Raw genomic sequence first — 17,414 nt, forward strand, 5'->3', positions numbered from 1 at the left:
TGGAGCCACCGGCCTGAATGACATTTTATTAATGTTGTTTTTCGAGCGCTTCCCACAAGCCGTGCAGGTAAGTGACACCGAGGGCTCGGTCGTAGAGCCCGTAGCCTGGACGGCCGGTTTCCCCCCAGATAAAGCGCCCGTGGTCGGGGCGGATATAGCCATCAAAACCATTGTCGTAGAGAGATTTCATCACCTGGAACATATCCAGCGAGCCGTAACGGGATAAATGCGCAGACTCATAAAAATCTTTATCTTTAATGAGCTTAATATTTCTTACGTGGGCAAAGTGGATACGTTTACGGCGGGTAAATTCTGCGAGGATTTGGTAGACGTTATTATCCGGATCTTCAGCAATGGAACCGGTGCATAATGTAATACCGTTCGCTTCAGAATCTACTGCATTACAAATCCAGTCGAGATCGTCGCGGTTTTTTACAATGCGCGGCAGACCAAAAATAGAATACGGTGGATCGTCCGGGTGGATTGCCATTTTTATGCCAACTTCTTCACACACCGGAATAATACGTTCAAGAAAATAGACCAGGTTTTCGCGCAATTTTGCGTCGTCGACATCTTTATATTTGGCAAACAGCTCTTGTACTTTTGCCAAACGTTCTGGCTCCCAGCCGGGCAGGGCGAAACCGTTGGAATTCTCCAGCACTTCTTTTACGACTTCGTCGAGAGTTTTATCGATGCCTTTTTTCTCGAACGCCATCGTGAGTGAACCGTCTGGTAGAACGTAGTTCATGTCGGTTTTCATCCAGTCGAAAACCGGCATAAAGTTATAGCAAATCACCTTCACGCCGACTTCCGCCAGGTTGCGGATGGTCTGCTGATAGTTGGCAATTAACGGCTCGCGGCTGGGCAGGCCAATTTTGATATCATCATGAATGTTGACACTTTCAACGACTTCCATCTTTAAACCGGCCTGATGTACCTGATCGGCAAGCGCACGGATTTTCGCTTTTGGCCACACGTCGCCAACCGGAACATCATAAAGCGCGCCAACGACACCTTCGACGCCGGGAACTTGCCGGATATGCTCCAGCGGAATTTTGTCTTCAACTGGACCAAACCAGCGCATTGTCATTTGCATGCTCATTACCACCTTTAAACGTTTCTTCTTAACTGCCATACTAGTATTGATAATAACCGGGCGGTAAGCGCATTTGTGCGATCCACTTCACACAAACCCCTTTGTCGGGATTGAACCTCTTAGAAGCAAACAGAACAGCGCGTTAATCTGCTGATAACGTTTTATTGACAAATATTTTTAAAATAGTGCTTGCGCTGCCAAAGCAACCATGCGTTAATGCGTCGTCGGTTTGATAAATCATTATCTCCAGCAGTTCACTAAAGTCTTTCTCATCTCTAAGTGCCTCCTTGCTACTTCTTTTTGGGTCTTCGCTTTACACTCTGATAAAAAATAATGTCTCAGACCATTACTGCCGCATTCGGCGAAATAAAAAGAAGGTAACAAGCATGTCTACTAAAATGAACGGTATCGTTAAATGGTTCAACGCTGAGAAAGGCTTCGGTTTCATTACTCCGAAAGATGGCAGCAAAGATGTATTCGTACATTTCTCCGCTATCCAGAGCAATGCATTCCGCACTCTTGAAGAAAATCAAGAAGTTGAATTCACTATTGAAAACGGTCCGAAAGGCCCGGCTGCGGCTAACGTGATTCCGCGCTAAGGATTTAGAATTATTAACCATATTCATTTTCGCTGCCCGTGCTGCCACGGGTCGCAATACCGAATTTCCAGTTTTGATATGACTGAGAAAAATCCGGTCGGTGCCAAATGTATTTTTTGCAAATCAGCAATGACCACATTTGATAACATCGCCGCATTTGTCCAGGCCAGCCAGGCACCACTGGAATTCCGTAAATAATAAAAAAACAGGTCAGTTTTCTGACCTGTTTTTTTATTTTAGCAATCAATCCCATCCTCCTGCGACGTACACAACCCGCACCCGCATTACCCGGCCATTAACATAATCATTTTGATCGAACGGTTGCTGGTTAACTGCCAGGTCATCTGCCGGTAGTGCAGCTCGCCTTGGTGTGGATGATGAAAAACGCGCTCACCACCCTCACGCACCACCACTTGCTGGCGCGACCAGAACGCACGAAACAATTCGCTATCATTATTCAGGCTCTGCACAAACTGGTTCAGCCCTTTGTCGTGGGGATAATGCATCGCGTCCGCACGTAACTCGGCGACAATCCGGCTAGCGCGCGTTTCCCAGTTGGCAACCAGCGTTTGCGCCAGCGGATGGCGAAACATAAAACTCATCATATTCGGTTCGGCCTCGTTATCCAGCCAGCCGCTGAACAGTGCCTCCGCGGGTTTATTCCACGCCAGCATATTCCACATCAAATCCAGCAAATAGCAGGGGCAAGCCATCTGATTCACCGTGGCCAGCACAGAAGGTTCAACCGTGATGACGTGCTCTTCCTGAGGATCGTTTTGCAATGCCAGATGAAATAAATACTTGCGCTCTGCGGCGGTCATTTTTAACACGCTCGCGATATTCGATAGGGTTTGCGGTGAAACAACAATATCCCGCCCTTGCTCAATCCACGTATACCAGGTGGTACTGATGCCGCTTAGCTGCGCCACTTCTTCCCGCCGCAATCCGCGCGTACGCCGTCGCCCTTGAGCTGGCAAACCAATATCCGCAGGCGCGGTGTTTTCCCGCTGCGATCGCAAAAAAGCGCCAAGAGTTTTCGGCCCGGCAAATAAGGTACTTTCCATGGGTGGTACTCGTTAATACCAGTATAAGTACACATATTGTACCCCTATAAATGCGGCCGTATAGTCGCCAAAGAGCAACTTTTTGTCGTGCTAAAAAAGGAAAAAGAGAATGGCGATTAATCATCATGAGTTAACAAAAAAGCAGTTTGGCGACCAGGCCCAGGCATACCTGACAAGCCAGGTGCATGCGCAAGGCGCGGATTTAGTGCGTCTGGTCGAGTGGCTGGATAATGATGCGGATGCCTCGCTGCTGGATTTAGGCTGCGGCGCCGGGCATGCCAGTTTTGCCGCCGCAGGCGTGGTGCGCGAGGTGACGGCGTATGATTTGTCGGAAAAAATGCTGGCGGTGGTGCGCCAGGCGGCGAGCGATCGTCAGTTACACAACATCACCACCGCCCATGGTGCGGCGGAAAAGCTGCCATTTGCCGACAAAACATTTGACGTGGTGATCAGTCGCTACTCGGCGCACCACTGGCATGATGTGGCACTCGCGCTGCGTGAAGTGAAACGCGTGCTGAAACCCGGTGGGAAATTTATCCTGATGGATATTGCCTCGCCCGGCCGCCCGGTGCTGGATATCTGGCTGCAAACCATTGAAGTGCTGCGCGATCCGTCCCACGTGCGCAACTACTCTCCAGCCGAGTGGCTGCAAATGACCCAGCAAAGCGGCATGCTGGTTGAGAAGATGGTTTCTGATCGGCTGGGGCTGGAATATCACGCCTGGGTGGAACGCATGAATACGCCGGAGGTATTGCGCGCGGCGATCCGCTACCTGCAAAACCAAACCTCGGATGAGGTAAAAGCGCACTTTCTCATTGGCGACGATGGATCATTTACTTCCGATACGCTGATGTTCCAGACGCGCGTGTAAGCAAAACCGTGCGCCCACCGTGCGGGGCGCACCGATGTCTTAGCCAATCGCGCTACCGATCACGTCACGAATGCGCTGGGCAATGTAACCGACATGGGTTTCCAGCGCGAAATGCCCGGTATCAAGCAGCTCGACCACCGCGTTTGGGTTATCGCGTTTATAAGCGTGCGCGCCTGGCGGGATAAAAAACGGATCGTGCTCGCCCCAGATAATCAACGCGGGCGGCTGGTGGATGCGGAAAAAGGCCTGAAACTCAGGGTAGCGCTTCAGGTTGTTGGCGTAATCGAGAAACAGATCCAACTGGATCGCTTTATTCCCCGATCGCTCCATCAGGAGCGCATCCAGCTGATACCCTTCCGGTGCGACGCTTTGCGGATCGCGCACGCCGTGCAGATATTGCCATTTTGTCCCTTCCAGATTGAGAATTGCATCGTGAACAACCTGGCGATTTTCCGCCGTTGGTGTGTGCCAGTAAGCCTGAACCGGTGCCCATGCATCACCTAAACCTTCCAGATACGCATTGCCATTTTGCGAAATAAACCCGCTTACCCGCTCTGGATAATGCAGCGCTAACCGCAATCCAGTCGGTGCGCCGTAATCGAAAACATACATGGCGAAACGTTGCAGATTGAGCGCATCGACGAAGGCAATCAGCGTGTTTGCCAGCCCATCAAAGCTATAGGTGTAATTACGTTCAGTGGGGACTTCGGTAAAGCCGAAGCCGGGCAGATCCGGGGCGATAAGGTGAAACTTATCTGCCAGCAGCGGGATGAGCTCGCGAAACTGATGTGATGAGCTGGGAAAGCCGTGCAGCAGCAGTAAAACCGGGTTTTCCGGGTTACCGGCTTCACGGTAAAACACATTGACGCCATCGGCGTCTACAAACTGATAGCGAATCGGGAAATGCGTATTGGCAGCCATATCGTCACCTCTTTTGAAACCGTTAAAAGTTAATTTATAGGGTTACTTCAACGCTGAGTATGGCGAAACAATGTAACTGTGTAAAATGTATTTTATCGGTTACAATGTGCGGGTGAACGAGACTCAGGGGAGAACAACGATGACAGCAGCCACGTTACCTGGCGCAGAAGGCCCGTGGTTTATTGCCGAAGACCATGCGCTGGATTTCATCAACACGCTGGCGATGGCGGAAAAATCGCCACATGATTTTTGGCAATCCGATGAAGATGTGCGCCAGTGGTTACAGCATATCGGGTTGCAGGTTAACGCAATGGCAAAGCCGGGAGCGTTGCTGGCCGAGGCGCGTAAGCTGCGGGCATTGATTCGCCTGTTGGTCGAAGAAAAAAAGCACGGACGGGAACTGCCGCTGGACGCACTTAACGACTGGCTGGCGCAGGCGCAAAGCCACGTACGCCTCGAGATGGATGCGCAAGGCTCGCTGCAAACGCAGCGCGTTTATCTCCTTGATACGCCGCAGCAAGCCCTTGCTCCGGTCGCAGAGCTGGCGGCGGCGTTACTGGCAAACGGGCAGTTTGACTATATTCGCCAGTGCGAGCACCCGGATTGCACACTGTGGTTTTACGATAAAACCAAAGCGCATCGTCGCCGCTGGTGCAGCATGGCGCTGTGCGGCAACCGGGCGAAAGTGGCCAGGTTCCGGGCCAAAAGCAATTAATCCGTGGCTTAACGATGAATAAGCTGCTGTGAAATAAGCGATTTTGCACAAGAGTCTTCTTGCCGTGCTAAATTTTCGCAGAAGTCACTGTTATAAATTTACGCATGAGTAGAGGGCTTATGAATCAATCTCTACGGGCGCTGGTGACCTCTTTTATGGCGCAGGCCCGTTGTCTTCGAAAAGATTTTTCCGGCAAAACGGATGGCAAAACTCTCATGTCTACGCCATTCAATTATGTAGTGCACGAGATCGCGGGGGCCACGCTGGTGGCAAATCATCTGACGATGGCCAACGTGGCAACGCCGATTCTGGCGATCAGCCGTTACAGCGGCCAGTCGGGGCGCAGAGCAACACCTTGATTTCACCCATGGAAAATGCGCCAGTCACCGCCTCACAACCGAAAATCAACGGCGTCGATATTTCATATCTCACCGCCACGAATGCGGATCACGCGATGATCTTTAGCGGTTTGCCGGAATCTACCGTACAAAATGTCTCGTTGCAGCATATTCATATCGCTGCCAAATATGTCGGCAGGCACGGTATGTGAACGGGCAGGGGAAAACGGTGCATATCGAGGCGTAGCAAGGTGCAATGCTGGAACAGGCCTGCAGACTGCGTAGAAACGTAACGGAGGAAATGCCCGGCATGCCAGCGCCGCCGGGCAAATTTCTGTCCTAGCGCGGGATAATGTTTTCTGCTTTCAGGCGGTCAAACAGCGCAGTGAAGGAATCCAGCGTGCTGCGATAACCGGTAAAACCGGCTTTGCGGCTTTTGCTCATGTCGGCGAAGGCTTCCATCGGGCGACCGAGATCGGCATCCGTGTGCCACCAGGAGGCCAGTTTACCGATATCTGATTCCGCCAGTTGGTACTTGCCAGCGATCTCCGTCCACGCGGCTTGCGCCTCTTGCATGCGCCCTGCCAGCGGCATCATGCTTGCCGGGAACGCGGCCGCTTCAATACCGAAATACGCCGCCAGCCGTGGCCATAACCAGTTCCAGCGGAACACATCGCCATTCACTGCGTTAAAATCTTCGTTCGCACCACCTTCGCTCACCGCTGCCCAACTCAGTTGCTCTGCCAGTAAACCGGCGTCGGTCACATCGGAGACACCGTTCCACTGCTCAGGCGAACCGGGGAAGATAAACGGCCACCCTTTTTCGCGGCACAACGTGGCGTAAACCGCCAGCGTCAGCCCCATGTTCATGGCGTTGCCGAGCGCATAACCGATAATGCTGTGCGGGCGATGTACGCTCCAGCGGTAACCATATTTTTTCGCTCCGGCGAAGACTTCATCTTCCTGAGCGTAGTAGAAATTATCCACGTCCTGGCGGCCTTGCTCTTCGCGAAAAGGCGTTACCGGTACATTGCCTTTGCCGTAGGCTTCGAAGGGGCCAAGATAATGTTTCATGCCGGTAACCAGCGCGACATGCGCCCCGGCCAGGCGCTCGCCCAGCGCCTCAATGACGTTTTTCACCATTGCGCCATTGACGCGAATATTGGCTTTTTCATTTTCCTGGCGCGCCCAGACGCTAAAGAACAGCGCATCGGGTTTCTCGTTTTTCAGCGCCTCTTTGACTGCCGCCGCGTCGGTTAAATCCGCCGTCAGGCTAGTGCATCCTGCCGGAACCGCGCCGCGCCCGCGTGATAGACCTGATACTTGCCAGCCTTCTGCCAGTAGTTTTTCCGCCAGCGCCCGGCCAATCACGCCGCTGATGCCGACAATTAATGCTTTTTTCTGCATGAGATGTTCCTCTACGTTTCGTCTATCGCATAGGCTAATAGAGAATTAATTTCTTATCTCTGGTATTAATTCACACCATTCGAAACTTAAATTCACTAATGCCATGAGCGATCAACGTCTGAAAGATATCGTCCCCTTCGTCGCCAGCGTCGAAGAGGGGAGTTTCACCGCAGCGGCAGAACGCCTGCATCTGACCGGTTCGGCGGTCAGTAAAAGTGTCGCCCGCCTCGAAGCGCGGCTGGGTTCGCGTTTGCTGGAGCGCACCACGCGCCGCCTTGAAGTCACCGATGCCGGGAACGCGTATTACCAGACCTGCATTCGCATCCTTGAGGAGTTGGCGGAAGCCGAATCGGTGCTGGCGGCGCATCGCACTATCCCTGCCGGGCGGTTGCGCCTCGCCGTGCCAAACACCTACGGGCGGTTGAGCGTGATGCCGCTGCTGATCCCGTTTTGTCAGCAGCACCCGGAAATTGATCTTAGCCTGACTTTCTCCGATCGTTTTGTGGATCTCTTCGACGAGGGGATCGACGTTGCTGTACGCATCGGGCAAACCGTTGATTTGCCAGCGTCGCTGGGGTGCCGGCAAATTGGCCGTGAAAAGATGGTTTTTTGCGCCGCGCCCGATTACCTGCAACGCGCCGGGACACCACAAAATGAGGCGGAGCTGATGCAGCACCGGGCCATTCTTTATGAGCGGGTGGATGGCAGCACCAAACCGTGGTTATTTACCACCGCCGACGGGCACCCGGCCTGGCGCAGCGTGCCGTATCGCATGGCGCTCGGTGATGTCGATGCGCAGGTTCAGGCGCTTTGTGCCGGGTTAGGCGTTGGGCAGATGCCGACATGGCTGGTGCACGCGCACGTGCAGCGCGGCGAGTTAGAGGTGATTATGCCGCACTGCCAGCCGCACGGGCTGGCGCTTACGCTGGTGTGGCCGCGGCGTAAACAGTTATTGCCAAAAGTGGATGCGCTACTGATGGCGCTCGGCGCACTGGAGATATCTCCGCCGCTTGCTGCACCAGCACTTGACCAATGACAAGGCGTTAGATAGCTGACTCTCTTTATAATCAGCCCCGTTTCCCTTCTCACTGGTGTGATTTATGGCTTACCAACTCAACCTCAACTGGCCGGAATTTCTTGAAAAATACTGGCAAAAGAAACCTGTTGTCCTGAAACGCGCGTTCCCTGATTTTGTCGACCCGATTACGCCAGACGAACTGGCAGGGCTGGCGATGGAACCGGAAGTCGACAGCCGCATTGTCAGCCATGTGAATGGTCAGTGGCAGGCATGGAATGGCCCGTTTGAATCGTTTGATCATTTAGGCGAAAAAGACTGGTCGCTGCTGGCGCAGGCGGCCAACCACTGGCATATGCCGTCTGCCGAGCTGGTGAAGCCGTTTCGCGTGCTGCCGGAGTGGCGTTTTGACGACCTGATGATCTCTTACTCCGTGCCAGGCGGCGGCGTTGGCCCGCATATCGACCAGTACGACGTATTTATTATTCAGGGGATGGGCAGCCGTCGCTGGCGCGTGGGCGATAAACTGCCGATGCGCCAGTTCTGCCCGCACCCGGCGCTGCTGCATGTTGATCCGTTCCCGCCGATCATTGATGAAGATTTGGAACCGGGCGACATTCTCTATATCCCGCCAGGATTCCCGCATGACGGCTTTACTCACCAGGAAGCGTTCAACTACTCAATTGGTTTTCGTGGGCCGAACGGCCGCGATCTGATCAGCAGCTTTGCTGATTACGCGCTGGAAAACGATCTCGGGAACGAGCACTACAGCGACCCGGATTTAACCTGCCGCGAACATGCTGGCCGGGTAGAAGCGTACGAGCTGGAGCGCGTACGCAATATGATGATTGAGTTGATTAGCCAGCCGGAGCATTTCAAACAGTGGTTCGGTAGCTTTATCTCCACGCCGCGCCACGAACTGGATGTCGCACCGGAGCCCGACGATTACCGCGTTGAGGACATTGTCGATGCGCTAAAAGAGGGGCAGGTGCTGACGCGTCTGAGTGGTTTGCGTGTGCTAAACGTTGACGGCAGCGTCTTTATCAATAGCGAATACCTGGACACGGCCGATGCGCAAGCCGCCGATGCGCTGTGTCGCTACACCGTTATCGGCCGCAAAGAGCTGGGCAACGCGCTGGATAATCCGGCTTTTGCCCAGGAACTGACCGATTTGGTGAATCAGGGATACTGGTACTTCGACGAGTAAAATTTGCTCGTGTTTCCAGCAATAAAGTGACTGAGCATTTAAGATGTTCAGTCACTTCAAATCCCGTCAAAAATAAAATCCATCGCGTTGCGGATAACGTCGCGCTGCGCGCGCATACTGCAAACCTCTTCACCCAAAATCGTCAGGCTGACGCCTGCAAGATCATGGGTCAGTAACAAATACGATTTCCCTTCGATCTCCAGTACCGGATTTAACCGCTCAACCCGGCGGCGATCTTTGTAATCCGCCAGTGGGCAGAGCGGGATCACCACCCGCGAGTTCATGCTACCGATAATATCGCTCTGTACATCCAGCAGAAACGGGAAATCCCGGCTGTTACTTTTGTTCCGATAAACCGAATATTGCATGGATTAAAACTTCCTGTGTTCATCCGAGAAGTGCCCGCGTTCGGCAATGAATTCATTTAAATCGGCAATGGCGGCGGCATTTTCGCGCTTCCAGCGCTCAGCTGCCAGATTGCGAAGTTCACCTTGCAAGGCGGTCGCCAGCATTTTTGAAAGGTTGATGCCCTCTTTGCGCGCGAGTTCCAGTAGGTCGCGCTCGACGGTCACACTGACGTTTTGCTTGTTTCTCTGTTTAGCTGCAGCAGCAGGCATGGCATTCACTCCTGTGTATATATGTGTGTAGTATACGCAGGCTCTTGCACGTCATCCAACCAAAATTTGCACAATAGCAATACACGGTAGCCAGAAAGAATTGCCCGTTCAGCGGGCAATATCTTTATTTCGCGACGATAAAGCGCTTATCGTCGTCGATATAGCTCTTTTCGTCAGCGGCAGCGACAATCGAACCAAAATTCATTTCTGCGCGCAGCTTCCAGCTTTCCGGGATTTGCCACGCGGCGCGAACATCGAGATCAATTAGCGGGTTGTAGTGTTGCAGATTGGCGCCAATGCTCTTTTCCGCCAGCGCCAGCCACACCGCGTACTGGGCGATACCGCTGCTCTGTTCTGACCAGACGGGGAAATTGTCGGCATAAGCGATGTACTGACGCTGCAGATGAGTGACCACTTCCTGATCTTCAAAAAACAGCACGGAACCGGCTGCGGCGGCAAAGCCGTCGAGTTTATCGGAGGTGGCATGAAAGCTCTCCGCCGGGATCACTTTGCGCAGCTGATCGCGCACCATCTCCCAGAAACGATCATGCTCTTTACCAAGCAGGATCAGCGCCCGCGAACTTTGCGAGTTAAATGCCGACGGTGCCTGGCGGATAGCCTCTTTAATAATTTCAACCACGTTATCTTCGGCAATGGGTAAATCTTTGCCGAGGGTATAAATGGTCCTGCGCGCTTTGGCAAGCGAGAGGAAGTCGTCCACTGCAACGTGGGCAATCCTCGGTTTTAACTCCGCTTCCAGCAATGCCTGGGGCTTGACGGCCTGCGGTGCGTCATCGGTACGGGCGAGTGTCGATTTCAATATCTGCTGAAACGGATCCATCAGGTGCGGCTCCTGTCATGAGCGTCAGTAGGGTTAAAAGTCTCATTATCAGAGCATACGCCAGAGAATTTCGATCCTTCAAATAGATGAAAAAAAGCGTGGTATTTGGCACAAAAAATGGTGCGTCGTGGCATCAATATCGTGATGATGTGAAAAAGACGATACGTTTGAGTTAATCCTGAACCTCACATTTATTACCGATTATGTGACAGATTTTCACCGTGCAGGTGAAGTATGCACAATAATATTCAACGACATTTCGAAAAGAGCGGCGTTTAATTTTTAAAATAAAGGCAAAAGGGATATTTAGAACAATGCTGTTAATAATTCATTATTAACTAACTTTTTGCTTTATATCATTCTTTTAACGTTTCAGCTTATGGCAGAGCGGAATGCGCCCGCACCGATGACCGACGACACAATCATGTTGGTCATCCTGTAGGGTGATATTTTTATTTTTTTCTGCTGTCGATATTCATTGTTTTTAATAAGCGATAAGCTGTGCGAAAAGTCCTGGTGCAATAAGTTTGGCTATTTTACCTCTGGTAATAGAAGGCATTGTAAGCAGGTGCAAAACCGTCTCTCTGAGACAGGAATACTGGTAAAAAATCTTCCAAAAATAAGTGTTAATTTTTTACTTTCAACGGGTTAGTGAATAATTTAGCAAAACAGATAGATGTATTTTTGTGGTGAATATTTCTTGCCTTCACCACGCTGACCAGACAAGTTGTTGCGCGCATAGCGGGCCATGCGGAACAGAAACCATGAATAATGAAAAAAAACGGCTGGATCACCAGGAAGAAGATGCAAAACATCTCTTCGAATTGCTGCACATCAATTCTGACTGGGTGTGGGAAGTCGACGCGCAGGGACGCTATACGTGGTCTTCCGACGTCGTAACGGAATTACTCGGCGTACCGCCCGACGAGGTCATTGGCAAAACCCCTTTTGATTTTATGCCGCCGGGCGAAGCGGAACGTGTGGCGGACGCGTTTGGCGCGATTGTCATGGAGAAACGTGCGTTTTCTGGCCTGGTCAACCGCAATCAACGCGCCGATGGCAGCATTGTGGTGCTGGAAACCAGCGGCATCCCGCTGTTTGATGAGCAGGGCGAGCTGCGCGGTTATCGCGGGATTGATCGCAACATCTCCAACCTTGGCGAGCGGGTGCTGCAACTGGAGACCATTTACGAAACCACGCCGGTGGCGCTGTGCATGATTGACCGCCATGGCCGCATGGTGATGTCCAACAAGGCGATGGCAAAATTGTTGGGCGACGCGCTGGAAACGGAGGATCACTTTCAGCGTTTGATGCCCGATTACTGGCCTTTTTTCCTGACGGATTTCGCCCTGGCGGATAAGCGCGAGGCGCTGCCGTCACGCGAGTTGGGTTGGCGCGATCGCTGTTACGATATTCAGGCTGTACCGGTCTATGACGCCATGGATATGGTGGTGGGGTTATCGGTCACGTGGGTTGATATCACGGAACGTCGGCAGGCGGAGCACAAGCTCGCCAGCGCAAATAAAATATTGCAGCAGTACGCGCAACACGATCACCTGACCGGATTGTTTAACCGTCGCTATATGGATGAGTGTCTGCTAGCCGAGATTTCCCGCGCCTTGCAGGATGATTTTCCGCTGTCGGTGTGTCTGGCTGATATCGACTACTTCAAAAACTACAACGATACCCAGGGGCATCAGGCCGGGGACGATTGCCTGCGCCTGGTTGCCCGCACGCTCACCTCGTCACGCTTGCGCAGCGGCGATAACGTCAGCCGTTACGGCGGCGAAGAGTTTCTGATTATCCTGCCGGGGACGAACCTGATGCAGGCGATGAATGTTGCCGAAGATGTGCGTGGCAATATCAACGCGCTCAGCGTACCGCATGCGGCCAGCCCGACCGGTTTTTTGACCATCAGTATTGGTGTAGCGACATTGCAAGCCGGGCAAGTGCATTTTGAAGGTAAACCGCCGCATATGATTGCCAGCGGCCTTATTCACCGAGCCGATACGGCGCTGTATGCCACGAAAAAACAGGGCCGCAACCAGGTGGTGTCGGCGTGGGATAACCCGTTAACGTCGTAGGGAGCCTGATGGCTCCCGGTTTACGTGATTACGCCAGCGCGTGTTTCCAGTCAGCAATCAGATCGTGTTCATCTTCAATGCCCACCGACAGGCGGATTAGCTGAGGTGTGATGCCGTTTGCCAGGCGCTGTTCAAGCGGAATTGATGCGTGAGTCATGCTAAACGGCTGGCTGACCAGGCTCTCTACACCGCCCAGGCTTTCCGCCAGCGTAAACAGTTTCAGCTTATTGATAATCTCTGTCGCCCGCGTGTCGTCGCCTTTGATGACCACCGAAATCATGCCGCCCGGCAGCGCCATCTGTTTGCGCGCCAGCTGATAATGCGGGTGCGATTCCAGCCACGGGAACCAGACTTTCTCGACCTGCGGTTGCTGTTCCAGCCAGCGGGCGAGAGCCAACGCGTTGCTGCTGTGGCGCTCCACGCGCAGGGAAAGCGTGCGAATGCCGCGTAACGTGAGGAAACTGCTGAACGGATCGAGCACCCCGCCGACGGCGTTTTGCAGATAACCGATTTTTTCAGCCAGCGCCGGGTTATCGCCGACCACAGCCAAACCGGCAACCACATCAGAGTGCCCGTTCAGGTATTTCGTGGCCGAATGCACCACGATATCAAACCCTAATTCCAGCGGGCGATGGATAACCGGCGACGCGAAAGTGTTATCTGCCACGCTGAGAATATTGTGACGCTTGGCGATGGCGGCAATCGCCGCCAGATCCGCCAGCTTCAGCAACGGGTTGGTTGGCGTTTCCACCCAGATCATCCGCGTGTCGGGGCGAATAGCGGCTTCGAGCCCGGCAAGATCGTCCGGTTTGACCCAGCTCACCTGTAACCCGGCGCTGCGGCGGCGCACATTTTCAATCAGGCGGTAAGTGCCGCCGTAAACATCATCAATTGCCACCAGATGGCTGTCTTTATCCAGCAACTCCAGCACGGTGGAGATGCTGGCAAGGCCGGAAGCAAATGCGTAACCGCGCGTGCCGCCTTCCAGCTCGGCAATGGCCGTTTCCAGCGCGTGGCGCGTCGGGTTGCCGCTGCGCGAATATTCGTAACCGGTGTGTTGCCCCGGTGCAGGCTGCGCGAACGTGGAGGTGGCGTAAATGGGCGGCATCACCGCGCCGTGTTGGTCGTTGAATGCGCCGCTGTGGACGCTCTGCGTTGCCAGTGTTTTCATTTTATTTCCCTTATTGTTCAAGACGGTTGCGCCAGGTGGTCAGCACATCGCTGCGGGTTATCAGGCCAACAAAGCGGCCATTGTCGGCGATCACTGCCACCAGGCCGCGGTCGAAAATGGCGTACAGCGCGCTTTCCGGCGCGTGTTTATCAAGAATTTCCACGTTGCGGGTCATCGCCGCTTTCACCGGCAACGCGAAACGCGCGCTGTCGCCGCGCACATGGCTTATCAAATCCCACTCGTCGACAATGCCCACTACCTGGCCGTTTTCCAGCACCGGCAGTTGCGAAATATCGTACAGGCGCATACGCGCCAGCACGGCGGCAAGGCTATCCTCTGGCGCGGCGGTGACGGTTGCTCCTTCGTCGTGGCGCAGGGCGATAAAATCCGTGAGATCGCCGTTGGAAGGGCGGCTCAGCAACCCTTGCTGGCGCATCCAGTCATCGTTAAACATCTTCGACAGGTATTTGTTGCCGCTATCGCAGGCGAACGTCACCACGCGCTTTGGCGTGGTTTGCGCCTGGCAGTAACGCAGGGCCGCGCTGAGCAGCGTCCCGGTGGACGATCCCGCTAAAATTCCTTCCTGTTGCAGCAATTCTCTGGCGGTGGCGAAGGCTTCGCGATCGGTAATGCGGAAGGCTTTGCGCACGCCGTCAATGTGTGCCAGTGGTGGAATAAAATCTTCGCCAATGCCTTCAACCAACCAGGAACCTGGCGTGCTGTAGCGGCCATGTTCAACCTGATCGGCCAGGATCGAACCGGCCGGATCGGCCAGCACAAACTCGGTGTGCGGCGAGTGTTTGGCGAACCAGGCTTGCAGCCCGCCAAGCGTGCCGCCGGAGCCGACGCCAACGACGATGGCGTCGATTTTGCCATCCAGTTGGGCGAAGATTTCCGGGGCGGTGGTGGAAGTGTGCGCCAGCGGGTTCGCGTCGTTATTGAACTGGTCGATGTAAAACGCGCCCGACGTCTCTTGCGCCAGGCGGCGCGCATAATCCTGGTAGTAAGCCGGATGGCCTTTGTTAACGTCTGAGCGGGTAAGCACCACTTTTGCACCCAGCGCGCGCAGGTGGAAAATCTTCTCGCGGCTCATTTTGTCCGGCACGACCAGCACCAGCGAATAGCCCTTTTGCGCGGCGATCAACGCCAGCCCCAGTCCGGTGTTACCGGCGGTGGCTTCAATAATTGTCCCGCCGGGCGCGAGCAGACCACGACGCTCAGCTTCATTAATCATCGACAACGCGACCCGGTCTTTAATCGATCCGCCGGGGTTCTGGTTTTCCAGTTTGAGAAATAATTCGCATGGCCCGCTCACCAGTTTATGTAACTGCAACAGCGGTGTTTGACCGATCAATTCGGTTACTGAATGGAAGACTGACATTGTAGATTCACCCGTAAACAATCGTGATGTGCGGATGATAGGTCTGTCATTTTGCCTGTTTAAATAACCTTTATTCGGCGTTTAGAGTTTTTAGAAATATAAAACTCTATTTAGCCGTCAGGATGGCGAGCCATACAGTCGTCCGGATGGATTGATTGCCAGAAAAGCGGGTTTTTGCGCTGATTTCAGTCACTTTTCCCTTTACGTTCGCCGCAGTTATGCGATTTTCGGCAATACAATGTGAAATAAAGTCTTATCGTCACAACCCCTGCTTCACCTCTTTTAGCGTTTTTGGTTATAAGTAATGTCCATTTGGTTATTTGAATTATAACTGCGGCTGATTATTATCATCTGGACATCCATACTGCTAAACCGCCAAACGGAAACACCCACGAATGATTGTCCTCAGGAATATCTCCAAGATTTTCGACCAGGGAAAGGCATCGATTACCGCCGTCGACGGCGTCAATCTGACGGTTGAGCAGGGGCAGATTTACGGCATTATCGGCTACAGCGGCGCCGGGAAAAGTACGCTGATTCGCTTGCTGAATGGGCTGGAAAAACCGACCTCCGGCAGCGTCGTCATTAATGGCCAGGACATTGCCGCCGCACGTGGGGAAACCCTGCGCCAGGCGCGGCTGAAGATCAGCATGGTTTTTCAGCACTTCAATTTATTGTGGTCGCGCACGGTGAGCGAAAACATCGCTTTTTCAATGCAAATTGCCGGTGCGCCAAAAGCACAGATTAACACCCGCGTGGCGGAACTGATTGAGCTGGTGGGGCTGAAAGGGCGGGAAAATGCTTATCCGTCGCAATTGAGCGGCGGGCAGAAACAGCGTGTGGGTATTGCCCGCGCACTGGCGAATAACCCGGATGTGCTGCTGTGCGATGAAGCCACCTCGGCGCTGGACCCGCAAACCACCGATCAGATCCTCGATTTGCTGCTGGATATTAACCGCCGTTTCAAACTGACGATTGTGCTGATCACCCATGAAATGCATGTGGTGCGCAAGATTTGTGACCGCGTGGCGGTGATGGAGGATGGCAAAGTGGTGGAAGAGGGCGATGTGCTGAGCGTCTTTACCCATCCGCAACAGCCGATCACCAAACAGTTTGTGCGCCAGGTGAGCCAGTATAAAGAAGAAGAGGCGTTCAACCCGGAGCTGAACAGCGCGTTGGATGGCACGGTGATCAAGCTGACATTTACCGGCCACAGCACGCACCAACCGATCGTCGGCGAGCTGACGTTGCGCTATGGCCTGCCGTTTAACATTTTGCACGGCAAGATGTCGCAAACCGCGCACGGCGTCTTTGGACAATTATGGGTGAACGTGAAGGCGACCCCGGAACAACTGAACAATATCCTTGCGGACCTGAGCAAAACGGATATTGAAAGCGAGGTCGTGACACATGGCTGACTCCCTCTTTCCGCATCTGAAATGGGCGCAACTCTGGGCGGCGACGCAAGAGACGCTGTATATGACAGCGCTGTCGGGCGCGGCGACCTTTGTGCTGGGCATTGTGCTCGGTCTGGCGCTGTTTCTCACCGCGCGCGGCGGCCTGTTCCAGAACCGTACGTTGTACAGCGTGATTTCGATTGTGGTGAACGTCTTCCGTTCTATTCCGTTCATCATTTTGATTGTGCTGTTAATCCCGTTTACCAAAACCCTCGTTGGCACCATTCTTGGCGCGAACGCCGCGCTGCCTGCGCTTATCGTCGGTGCCGCGCCGTTTTATGCGCGTCTGGTCGAGATTGCGCTGCGCGAGGTAGATAAAGGGGTGATTGAGGCGACGCGTTCAATGGGCGCGCGGTTGAGCACACTGGTATTTCGGGTGTTACTGCCCGAATCATCACCTGCGTTGGTGTCCGGGATCACCGTGACGCTGATTGCGCTGGTGAGCTACAGCGCCATGGCCGGGGTTATCGGCGCTGGCGGGTTGGGCAATCTTGCTTATCTGGAAGGATTCCAGCGGAACCATAACGACGTCACGCTGGTGGCGACGGTGACCATTCTTATCATCGTCTTCATTATCCAGTTCTGCGGCGACGTGATTACTTCTCTGTTAGATAAACGATAATTATTGGA

At 53.5% G+C, this 17,414-nt stretch carries 20 protein-coding genes; 11 read left to right on the top strand and 9 right to left on the bottom strand.

What is annotated here, in order from left to right; translation table 11 throughout:
- Positions 1-28: 28 nt before the first annotated feature.
- Positions 29-1,096, bottom strand: coding sequence for a mannonate dehydratase (gene uxuA / locus ACFX4O_RS22765; protein ID WP_380211409.1), 1,068 nt, complete (start codon positions 1,094-1,096; stop codon positions 29-31).
- Between the two features lie 386 nt (positions 1,097-1,482).
- On the opposite strand from uxuA, the gene cspA reads away from it, so the two are divergent.
- Together cspA and ACFX4O_RS22775 are read left to right on the top strand one after the other, a co-directional pair.
- Positions 1,483-1,695, top strand: a complete 213-nt coding sequence (gene cspA / locus ACFX4O_RS22770) for an RNA chaperone/antiterminator CspA (RefSeq protein WP_086873559.1) — start codon at positions 1,483-1,485, stop codon at positions 1,693-1,695.
- 9 nt (positions 1,696-1,704) lie between these two features.
- Positions 1,705-1,893 (top strand): cold-shock protein, encoded by a 189-nt coding sequence (locus ACFX4O_RS22775; RefSeq protein ID WP_131408660.1) that lies wholly within the window; start codon positions 1,705-1,707, stop codon positions 1,891-1,893.
- 86 nt (positions 1,894-1,979) lie between these two features.
- On the opposite strand, the gene ACFX4O_RS22780 is transcribed toward ACFX4O_RS22775, so the two are convergent.
- Entirely contained in the window at positions 1,980-2,759 is a 780-nt protein-coding gene (locus ACFX4O_RS22780) for a helix-turn-helix transcriptional regulator (protein WP_380211411.1), read from the bottom strand.
- A 109-nt stretch (positions 2,760-2,868) separates the two neighbouring features.
- Between ACFX4O_RS22780 and ACFX4O_RS22785 the strand changes: the two genes are divergently transcribed.
- A complete protein-coding gene (locus ACFX4O_RS22785) occupies positions 2,869-3,630 on the top strand; it encodes a class I SAM-dependent methyltransferase (protein WP_131408438.1) in 762 nt (253 codons plus the stop codon).
- 39 nt (positions 3,631-3,669) lie between these two features.
- On the opposite strand, the gene ACFX4O_RS22790 is transcribed toward ACFX4O_RS22785, so the two are convergent.
- Positions 3,670-4,551, bottom strand: a complete 882-nt coding sequence (locus tag ACFX4O_RS22790; RefSeq protein WP_380211413.1) for an alpha/beta fold hydrolase — start codon at positions 4,549-4,551, stop codon at positions 3,670-3,672.
- 139 nt (positions 4,552-4,690) lie between these two features.
- On the opposite strand from ACFX4O_RS22790, the gene ACFX4O_RS22795 reads away from it, so the two are divergent.
- The 3 genes from ACFX4O_RS22795 (at position 4,691) to ACFX4O_RS22805 (ending at position 5,816) form a co-directional block, all read left to right on the top strand.
- A complete protein-coding gene (locus tag ACFX4O_RS22795) occupies positions 4,691-5,266 on the top strand; it encodes an ABATE domain-containing protein (protein ID WP_131408435.1) in 576 nt (191 codons plus the stop codon).
- Between the two features lie 119 nt (positions 5,267-5,385).
- A complete protein-coding gene (locus ACFX4O_RS22800; RefSeq protein ID WP_380211415.1) occupies positions 5,386-5,625 on the top strand; it encodes a hypothetical protein in 240 nt (79 codons plus the stop codon).
- Positions 5,626-5,633: 8 nt separating this feature from the next.
- Positions 5,634-5,816, top strand: a complete 183-nt coding sequence (locus ACFX4O_RS22805) for a hypothetical protein (RefSeq protein WP_380211417.1) — start codon at positions 5,634-5,636, stop codon at positions 5,814-5,816.
- Positions 5,817-5,943: 127 nt separating this feature from the next.
- On the opposite strand, the gene ACFX4O_RS22810 is transcribed toward ACFX4O_RS22805, so the two are convergent.
- A complete protein-coding gene (locus ACFX4O_RS22810) occupies positions 5,944-7,011 on the bottom strand; it encodes an SDR family oxidoreductase (RefSeq protein WP_380211419.1) in 1,068 nt (355 codons plus the stop codon).
- A 103-nt stretch (positions 7,012-7,114) separates the two neighbouring features.
- On the opposite strand from ACFX4O_RS22810, the gene ACFX4O_RS22815 reads away from it, so the two are divergent.
- Both ACFX4O_RS22815 and ACFX4O_RS22820 read left to right on the top strand, forming a co-directional pair.
- Positions 7,115-8,047, top strand: a complete 933-nt coding sequence (locus ACFX4O_RS22815; protein ID WP_380211421.1) for a LysR family transcriptional regulator — start codon at positions 7,115-7,117, stop codon at positions 8,045-8,047.
- A gap of 64 nt (positions 8,048-8,111) precedes the next feature.
- Entirely contained in the window at positions 8,112-9,233 is a 1,122-nt protein-coding gene (locus ACFX4O_RS22820; protein WP_380211423.1) for a JmjC domain-containing protein, read from the top strand.
- Positions 9,234-9,289: 56 nt separating this feature from the next.
- Here ACFX4O_RS22820 and ACFX4O_RS22825 read toward each other — a convergent pair whose 3' ends face one another.
- The 3 genes from ACFX4O_RS22825 to ACFX4O_RS22835 all read right to left on the bottom strand — a co-directional run bounded on the left by ACFX4O_RS22825 (position 9,290) and on the right by ACFX4O_RS22835 (position 10,691).
- Positions 9,290-9,601: a CcdB family protein gene (locus ACFX4O_RS22825; protein WP_380211425.1), complete on the bottom strand. Its 312-nt coding sequence runs from the start codon at positions 9,599-9,601 to the stop codon at positions 9,290-9,292.
- A 3-nt stretch (positions 9,602-9,604) separates the two neighbouring features.
- Positions 9,605-9,850: a type II toxin-antitoxin system CcdA family antitoxin gene (locus ACFX4O_RS22830; RefSeq protein ID WP_131408420.1), complete on the bottom strand. Its 246-nt coding sequence runs from the start codon at positions 9,848-9,850 to the stop codon at positions 9,605-9,607.
- A 124-nt stretch (positions 9,851-9,974) separates the two neighbouring features.
- Entirely contained in the window at positions 9,975-10,691 is a 717-nt protein-coding gene (locus ACFX4O_RS22835; RefSeq protein ID WP_380211427.1) for a nitroreductase family protein, read from the bottom strand.
- 764 nt (positions 10,692-11,455) lie between these two features.
- On the opposite strand from ACFX4O_RS22835, the gene ACFX4O_RS22840 reads away from it, so the two are divergent.
- Complete coding sequence (locus ACFX4O_RS22840) at positions 11,456-12,775, top strand: diguanylate cyclase (RefSeq protein WP_380211429.1); 1,320 nt, start codon at positions 11,456-11,458, stop codon at positions 12,773-12,775.
- 28 nt (positions 12,776-12,803) lie between these two features.
- Here the strand turns inward: ACFX4O_RS22840 and ACFX4O_RS22845 are convergent, their stop codons facing one another.
- Together ACFX4O_RS22845 and ACFX4O_RS22850 are read right to left on the bottom strand one after the other, a co-directional pair.
- Positions 12,804-13,946: a trans-sulfuration enzyme family protein gene (locus ACFX4O_RS22845; RefSeq protein ID WP_380211431.1), complete on the bottom strand. Its 1,143-nt coding sequence runs from the start codon at positions 13,944-13,946 to the stop codon at positions 12,804-12,806.
- Positions 13,947-13,956: 10 nt separating this feature from the next.
- On the bottom strand, positions 13,957-15,327 hold the full coding sequence (locus tag ACFX4O_RS22850; protein WP_380211433.1) for a pyridoxal-phosphate dependent enzyme: 1,371 nt from the start codon (positions 15,325-15,327) through the stop codon (positions 13,957-13,959).
- Positions 15,328-15,722: 395 nt separating this feature from the next.
- Between ACFX4O_RS22850 and ACFX4O_RS22855 the strand changes: the two genes are divergently transcribed.
- The gene (locus tag ACFX4O_RS22855; RefSeq protein WP_380211435.1) at positions 15,723-16,745 is read left to right on the top strand and encodes a methionine ABC transporter ATP-binding protein; all 1,023 of its coding nucleotides are present in this window, start codon (positions 15,723-15,725) and stop codon (positions 16,743-16,745) included.
- A complete protein-coding gene (locus ACFX4O_RS22860; protein ID WP_131408407.1) occupies positions 16,738-17,406 on the top strand; it encodes a methionine ABC transporter permease in 669 nt (222 codons plus the stop codon). The genes ACFX4O_RS22855 and ACFX4O_RS22860 overlap by 8 nt, the downstream gene beginning before the upstream one ends.
- Positions 17,407-17,414: the final 8 nt, after the last annotated feature.

The sequence above is a fragment of the Kosakonia sp. YIM B13571 genome (assembly GCF_042788095.1).
Classification (GTDB): domain Bacteria; phylum Pseudomonadota; class Gammaproteobacteria; order Enterobacterales; family Enterobacteriaceae; genus Kosakonia; species Kosakonia quasisacchari.